The following is a 1311-nucleotide window of genomic DNA, read 5'->3' on the forward strand; positions in this document are numbered from 1 at the left end:
GGTCCGTACCGGACACATGCTTTACGTCCGGTACCGACCACATAGTTTACAGTTGCCGTTCACCCCAATACTTTGGGACCAAATGGATTCTCTAGGGCACTAACCTTGTGAGATTCCATATCAAAGTAAGCCATATCGTAATCCATAAAGCTCACTAACCACACATCGTCTTCGACTTGGCGCAGGCCCACGTCATGACCAGCGAACACGGTACTAAAGTGGATCTTTTGATTGCCCAGACAGATCCTGCCGCATTTAGTCACAGTGACTGTTTTATCGTGGAAGGGGTAACTGACATCTGGCAAGCCTTCATATTTTCGACTTGATGGGGTATAGAGCTGCGCCGGTTTTTTCATCTCCAAGGCTTGATGGGGTCGCTCGAAGTTGTACTCATAGATAAAGTCTTCAAACTTATCTTGTTGTTGCAAAAGTGTTTTGGCAGGGGGTTTAGTCGTCGCTTGCTTGAGCGTTAAGTGCATGCGTTCATGCCGACCATTTTGCTGGGGGTTGCCGGGTTTAATGCGCTCAATCCCAATCCCTAAGCGCAGCCACCACACCGACAAACTCGATAGACCATAAATCGCATTGGGGCTAGCAAAGGGCACCCCATTGTCTGAGCGGATGGACCCTGGCAAGCCATACTCCTTAAAGAGTTGCTCAAAGACTGTAAAGGCTCCGGCTTCTTTGGTACTTTCTAAGCCCTCACAACAAATCAAAAAGCGCGAGGCATAGTCGGTGACCGTCAAGGGATAGCAATACTGCTTATTGCCGAGCATAAACTCCCCTTTGTAATCCACGCACCATAGGGCATTGGGGGATTGAGTATTGCTTAATGCGGTACCTTCAAGCTTGCCATACCGGCGCCGTTTCTTTTTGACTAAACCATGGCGATCCAGTACAGCGTGTACGGTGCTCTTGGCTGGCAAAACTAGCTCGGGATAGTGAGTGTGCAAGCGGTCTCGCAGTTTAGGAGCGCCCCAGGTCGGGAACTCTTTTTTCAGGTTCACAATCAATTGCTCAACCTGGAAGGGCAAGCGATTGGCCTGCCGAAAGGGTCGTCTACTGCGATCCGTAAAGGCTTCTAAACCACTGTCTTTATAACGATCAATGATCTTATGGCCAGTCACTCTAGAGATACCGAACTCCTGACACAGGGTAGCAATCTTCTCGCCATCAAGATAACGAGACACAAATTTGAGCTTTTCATCCATCTTCGTACTTTCATTCCACGGCATAGAGTGGTCCCTCCTATGCCAAAAACTGTAAAGTATGTGTCCGGTATAAAGTGTTAACTATGTGTCGATTCGTACA

General features: G+C 48.3%; 1 protein-coding gene. It reads right to left on the reverse strand.

Translation table 11 applies throughout. From position 1 onward, the window contains the following. Positions 1-59: 59 nt before the first annotated feature. Positions 60-1235 carry an integrase core domain-containing protein gene (locus ICN49_RS11560; protein WP_216168225.1) on the reverse strand — a complete coding sequence of 392 codons (1176 nt, stop codon included), beginning with the start codon at positions 1233-1235 and terminating at the stop codon, positions 60-62. Positions 1236-1311 lie beyond the last annotated feature (76 nt).

Source organism: Polynucleobacter finlandensis (assembly GCF_018881755.1).
GTDB classification, from domain to species: domain Bacteria; phylum Pseudomonadota; class Gammaproteobacteria; order Burkholderiales; family Burkholderiaceae; genus Polynucleobacter; species Polynucleobacter finlandensis.

Bases quoted from the DNA above. Each gene is read 5' to 3' on its own strand.
- ICN49_RS11560 (WP_216168225.1), bottom strand. From the start codon at position 1,235: ATGCCGTGGAATGAAAGTACGAAGATGGATGAAAAGCTCAAATTTGTG.